Annotated in this window: 2 protein-coding genes; one reads left to right on the forward strand and one right to left on the reverse strand. The window is 62.4% G+C overall.

Translation table 11 applies throughout. From position 1 onward, the window contains the following. Position 1: 1 nt before the first annotated feature. On the reverse strand, positions 2-4699 hold the full coding sequence (gltB, locus tag DXB98_RS02520; RefSeq protein WP_117743042.1) for a glutamate synthase large subunit: 4698 nt from the start codon (positions 4697-4699) through the stop codon (positions 2-4). 522 nt (positions 4700-5221) lie between these two features. Here gltB and DXB98_RS02525 point away from each other — a divergent pair. Beyond that, positions 5222-6478, forward strand: a complete 1257-nt coding sequence (locus DXB98_RS02525) for an Nramp family divalent metal transporter (protein ID WP_117743043.1) — start codon at positions 5222-5224, stop codon at positions 6476-6478. The last annotated feature ends 270 nt before the right edge of the window (positions 6479-6748 follow it).

A 6748-nucleotide genomic window follows, 5' to 3' on the forward strand; every position in this document is an offset into this window, starting at 1 on the left:
CTTACGCCTCCTTCTTGGTCGAAGCAACAGAGCTGGCGGCCACGGACGCAGCGCCCGCAGCACCACCCGTAACATCGAAGCGAGCGACATCCGCGGCGCTCGCGCGACCGGTCACGATGTCAAACGCCAGCTCCTCGGCCTGAGCATGCGTCTTCCCGGCAGCCTCGCCCGCGGCGACAATCGCCAGCACGCGCTCGTACTCGGTCGGAATGACCTTCACAAAGTGCTTGCTCATCGTCTCAAAGCTGTAGAGCAGCTTGATGCCGCGCGGACTCTGCGTCGCGTCCACGTGCTCCTGGATGAGCGCGCGAATCTGCGCCAGCTCGTCGGCCGTCGGGGTCTTGAGCTCAACGCTCTCGTGGTTCACACGGGCATCGAGCGTGCCGTACTGGTCAAAGACATAGGCCACGCCACCTGTCATGCCGGCGGCGAAGTTCTGCCCGACCTCGCCCAGGATGAGCGCCAGGCCGCCCGTCATGTACTCGCAGCCGTGGTTGCCGCAGCCCTCGACCACCACGGTGGCACCGGAGTTGCGCACGCCAAAGCGCTGGCCGGCCAGACCGTTAATGAAGCCGCGGCCGCTCGTGGCGCCAAAGAACGCGACGTTGCCCACGATGATGTTCTCGTCGAACTTGTAGGTCGCATGCGGGTTGGGGCGCACCGACACCTCGCCGCCCGAAAGGCCCTTGCCAAAGTAGTCATTGGCGTCACCGCACACGTTGAGCGTAATGCCGCGCGGCAGGAACGCGCCAAAGCTCTGACCAGCCGATCCATCGCAATCGATGGTGATGGAGCCGGCGGGCAGGCCCTCGGGATGCGCCTTGGTCACCGCGTTGCCCAGAATGGTGCCAACGCAGCGGTTGACGTTTGCGATATCGGCGCGGAAGCGAATCGGACGCAGGTGCGCACGAGCATCGGCCGTGTAGGGCACAAACAGCGTGGAGTCGAGCGTCTTGTCGAGCTCACTGTCGGCAGCCATCTGCGGCAGGAAGTGACGACCGTCGGCACCCGGAATGTGGGCACCGAACTCGCAGGTCGCGCTCGCCAGCACGGGCGACAGATCGAGCAGGTTGGCCTTGCGGTTGCCCGGGACCTCGATCTGGCGCAGGCACTCGGGATGGCCGACCATCTCGTCGACGGTGCGGAAGCCCAGGCTCGCCATGACCTCGCGCAGCTGCTCGGCAACAAAGAGCATAAAGTGCTCGACGTGCTCGGGCTTGCCGCGGAAGCCACGACGCAGGCGGCAGTTTTGCGTAGCGATGCCGGCCGGGCAGGTATCCTGCTGGCAGTCGCGCTGCATGAGGCAGCCCATCGAGATGAGCGGCATGGTCGCAAAACCAAACTCCTCGGCACCCAGCAAGCAGGCGACGGCGACATCGGTGCCGTCCATGAGTTTGCCGTCGGCCTCGAGCACCACGCGCGAGCGCAGGCCGTTTTGCAGCAGCGTCTGCTGGGCCTCGGCAAGGCCGAGCTCCAGCGGCAGACCCGCATGCCAGATAGAGTCGCGCGCAGCGGCACCCGAGCCGCCATTGTGGCCGCTGATCAAGATCTTGTCGGCAGCACCCTTGGCCACACCGGTGGCGATGGTACCGACACCGGCCTCGCTGACCAGCTTGACCGACACGCGCGCGCCGGGGTTGGCGTTCTTAAGGTCAAAGATCAGCTCTGCCAGGTCCTCGATGGAGTAAATATCGTGGTGTGGCGGAGGCGAGATCAGGCCGATGCCGGGCGTGGACTGACGGACCTCGGCGATCCAGGGGTAGACCTTCTTACCGGGCAGGTGGCCACCCTCGCCGGGCTTGGCGCCCTGGGCCATCTTGATCTGAATCTCGAAGGCGCCACACAGGTAACGGCTCGTCACGCCAAAGCGCGCGCTTGCCACCTGCTTGATGGCGGAGTTCTTGGAGTCGCCGTTGGCCAGCGGGGTCTCGCGACGCGGGTCCTCGCCGCCCTCGCCCGAGTTGGAACGTCCATGCAGGCGATTCATGGCGATGGCCATGCACTCGTGCGCCTCTTTGCTGATGGAGCCGTACGACATGGCGCCGGTGTTAAAGCGGCGGACGATGTTGAGCGCAGGCTCGACCTCGTCGAGTGCCACCGGAGTGCGGCCGCTGGCATTAAAGTCCAGCAGGTCGCGCAGGCGCACGGCACGACCGGTGCGGTGCAGGCGGGCGCTGTACTCCTTAAAGGTGTCGTAGCTGTCCTCGCGACAGGCAGTCTGCAGCAGGTAGACAGTCTGGGGGTCGATCAGGTGATCCTCGCCGCCGAGCGGGCGCCACTTGGTCAGGCCCAGTGTGGGCAGCTGATCGGGAGCCGGGCTCTTAAGGATAGCGAGCGCGGCGTCGTATCGCTCGTTTTGCTCGCGCTCAACGTCCTCGACACCCATACCGCCCACACGGCTCACCGTGCCGGCAAAGTACGCGTTGACGAACTCCGGCGTAAAGCCCACGGCCTCGAAAATCTGCGCGGAATGATAGCTCTGCACCGTGGAGATGCCCATCTTAGACATGATAGAGACGATGCCGGCCGTCGCGGCCTTGTTGTAGTTGGCGATGCCCTGCTCGGCCGTCACGTCCAGATCGCCGCGCGCAGCCAGATCGCGGATGCACGCATGCGCGTTATACGGATAGATGCCGCTCGCGGAGTAGCCCACCAGTGCCGCAAAGTCGTGCGGGGACACCGCGTCGCCGCACTCCACCACGATATCGGCAAAGGTGCGCACACCGGCGCGGATCAGATGGTTGTGCACGCAGCCCACGGCAAGCAGCGAGGGCACGGGCACCTCGCCCGCTCCGGCGCGATCGCTCAGCACCACGATGTTCACGCCGTCGCGGACCGCAGCCTCAACGTCCTCGGCAAGCTGCTTGAGCGCAGCCTGCAGCGCGCCCTCGCCGGCATCGCGGCGGTACACGGCACGGAAACGGCGGGTCTTAAAGCCCACACGGTCGATGGCACAGATGCGCTCGAACTCCTCCTCGTTGAGCAACGGGCGCTCCAAGCGCACCAGCTGGCAGGCCGTACGGGAGTCCTCGAGCAGGTTGCCGTGGTTGCCCAGGTACAGCGTGGTCGAGGTGACCATGTGCTCGCGCAGGGCATCGATCGGCGGATTCGTGACCTGGGCGAATAGCTGATAGAAGTAGTCAAAGAACGAACGCGTCTTCTTGGACAGGCAGGCCAGCGGCGCATCGATACCCATCGAGGCGAGCGGGGGCTTGCCCTGCTGGGCCATGGGGCGCACGACCTCGTCAACATCATCCCAGTGATAGCCAAGCTTGGCCATACGCACGGCGGCAGGTACCTCGGCGTCCTCGGCGGGTGTTGCCGCAACGGGCTCATCGAGCGCGTCGACGGTCAGCGTCTCCTCGGCAATCCAATCACGGTAGGGCTTTTCCTTGGCGTAACGGGCGCGCAGCTCGTCGTTGTAGATGACGCGGCCGCGGGCAAAGTCGACCTCGAGCATCTGACCCGGTCCCAGGCAGCCGCTCGTCAGGATGTTCTCGGGGCGCACCTCGATGGTGCCCACCTCGCTCGCCAGCATAAAGCGGCCGTCGCGCGTCACGTAGTAGCGAGCCGGGCGCAGGCCGTTGCGGTCGAGGGCGGCACCCAGGGTACGGCCGTCGGTAAAGGCGATGGCCGCCGGACCATCCCAAGGCTCCATGAGCATAGACTGGTAGGCGTCGTAGGCGCGACGCTCCTCACTCAGACTATCGTTGTGGTCCCACGGCTCGGGCAGCAGCATGGATGCGGCACGCGTAAGCGGGCGACCGTTCATAACCAAAAACTCGAGAACGTTGTCCAGAATCGCGGAGTCGGAACCCTCGCGGTTGATGATGGGCATCACGCGCTCAAGATCGTGCTGCAGCACGGGGCTGTACAGGTTGGGCTCGCGGGCGCGAATCCAGTTGACGTTGCCCTTAAGGGTGTTGATCTCGCCGTTGTGAATGATAAAACGGTTGGGGTGCGCACGCTCCCAGCTGGGCGTGGTGTTGGTGGAGTAGCGCGAGTGGACGAGCGCCACAGCCGTTTTGACGGCGGCGTCGTTGAGGTCGATGAAGAAGCGACGCATCTGCGTGGCGACCAGCATGCCCTTGTACACGATGGTGCGCGAGCTCATGGAGCACACGTAGAAGATCTTGTCGCGCAGAGCAAACTCGGCGTCGGCCTTCTTCTCGATGGTGCGGCGGCACACGTACAGGCGGCGCTCGAAGGCGTCGCCCGCCGGCGTGTCATCCGGACGGCCCAGGAAGGCCTGCAAGATAGTAGGCATGCAGGCGCGGGCCGTCTCGCCCAGGTCGTGCGGATCGACCGGCACCTCGCGCCAAAAGAGCAGCGGCACGCCGGCCTCGGCGCAGCCTTCCTCAAACACGCGACGGGCATCCTCTACGCCCTTATCGTCCTGCGGAAAGAACAGCATGGCCACGCCATAGTCGCCCTCCGCCGGCAGAATCTGACCGCACTTTTGGGCCTCTTTTCGAAAAAAGTGATGCGGAACCTGGAACAGGATGCCGGCACCGTCGCCGGTATTCTTCTCGAGTCCCGTACCGCCGCGGTGCTCCAAGTTGACCAAAATGGACAGCGCGTCATCCAGAATCTGGTGATGGCGCTCGCCGTTGATATCGGCAAGCGCGCCGATGCCGCATGCATCGTGGTCGAATTCGGGGCGATAAAGGCCCTGCTGCTGAGCGGAATCTGCCTGCATCGCGATCCTCCCCTAGTTATAAGACAGTCAGTTGAATAGGCATACTAGGAGCATCGCCGGCCCGCTGTGTTTCCCGCCCGTTTCGAAACAATCGCGTAACGCACGCCCTACGAGTGGACACCGCCGAGCTCAAGGGCGACAACAAGGGCCCCAAGTTCGGCCTGTAAGCTCACCGCTTCAAACATCTCAATCTGTAACAGGAAGACCCAATTTCGACGGCTTACTGTTACAGATTGAGATGTTCTCGAGAGACGGTTCCGAATGTCTCAATCTGTAACATGAAGGGCCGGTTTTGGCGGTCAGCTGTTACGGATCGAGATTTTCCATAGGACCATTTCTTCCCGTCTCGATCTGTAACACCTAGGCCCAATTTCCATCCCTAGTTGTTACAGATCAAGACATTTCGGCAACCCCCTTTTACCATCCTATTCAAATACACCAATTTTGTTAGTCATGGTCAAATTTTGAGCCTAAAACGGGTATCCTTTGCGGCGTCAAACAAACGGCACGCAGGAGTGCACCATGATCGACCAGCTCAAACATCACTTTGGCTCCCCGCGCACCGGCGGCCACGGCGGACTCGACATCGCACGGCATATCGGCCCCGGGCTGCTCGTGACCGTCGGCTTTATCGACCCGGGCAATTGGGCCTCCAATATGGCCGCCGGCTCGCAGTTTGGCTACGCGCTGCTGTGGATCGTCACGCTGTCCACGATCATGCTCATCATGCTGCAACACAACGCGGCTCACTTGGGCATCGCCACGGGCATGTGTCTTGCCGAGGCCACGACGCGCCACCTGCCCCGCCTCGTCGGGCGTGCGATACTCGGCAGCGCGTATCTAGCCACGGTCGCCACCGCCATGGCCGAAGTCCTGGGCGGTGCGATCGCACTTCAAATGCTCTTTGGCCTGCCCGTACGTGCCGGCTGCATCATCGTGGCGGCGGCATCGATTGTCATGCTCATGACAAGCTCCTACAAACGCGCCGAACGCTGGATCATCGCCTTCGTGGGCGTGGTGGGACTTTCGTTTTTAGCCGAGCTTGCGCTGGTCAAGGTCGACTGGCCGCAAGCCGCCACAAGCTGGATTACACCCAGTATGCCCACCGGCTCAGTCGCGATTATCGTAAGTGTCCTAGGCGCGGTCGTTATGCCCCACAACCTCTTCCTGCACTCCGAGGTCATCCAATCCATGCACTTCGAAGGCCAAGGCGAGCAGGTTATCGAAGAACGCCTGCGCTACGAGCTCTTCGACACGCTCTTTTCGATGGGTGTGGGCTGGGCAATCAACTCGGCCATGGTCATCCTGGCCGCAACGACCTTCTTTGCGCACGGCATTGTCGTAGACGACCTCGCCGTCGCAGCGGCCACGCTCTCCCCCATTCTGGGCCCGGCAAGCTCGACCATCTTTGCGGTGGCACTGCTGTTTGCGGGCATATCGAGTAGCGTGACGGCGGGCATGGCGGCGGGCACCATCACCGCGGGCATATTCGACGAGGAATACGACATCCACGACCGACATTCCTCGATCGGAGTGGCGGCCTGTTTCGTCGGCGCAGTGGCGGCGTGCCTGGTCGTCCCGAATCCTTTTGAGGGTCTCATTTGGAGTCAGGCACTGTTGTCGCTTCAGCTGCCGATTACGGTCTTTGTGCTCATACGACTCACCAGCTCGCCCCGCGTCATGGGCAAATACGCCAACTCGCGCCCGCTCAACGCGTTGCTCGTAGGGATCGGTGTCATCGTGACGATTCTCGACATCGTGCTGCTAACGGGGATGTAATGGGATGGCGTGACTGTCCAGATATAACGTCTCAATCTGTAACAAGTGAGGCCGCTTGGAGCCCTTAGATGTTACAGATTGAGATTTTCTGAGAGATAGTTTCAGTTTGTCTCGATCTGTAACAAGTGGACCCAATTTCCTCGCCCAGATGTTACAGATCGAGATATTTCGTTGTGTTAGACCACTTTGGATAAGTGTCCTGCACGCAGTACACGCGACGGGGCCCCGGTTGCGACAATTCCATCATCAGGAGAGATGGAGGTTGCAATG

The sequence above is a fragment of the Collinsella sp. OM07-12 genome, assembly GCF_003438275.1.
Lineage (GTDB): Bacteria > Actinomycetota > Coriobacteriia > Coriobacteriales > Coriobacteriaceae > Collinsella.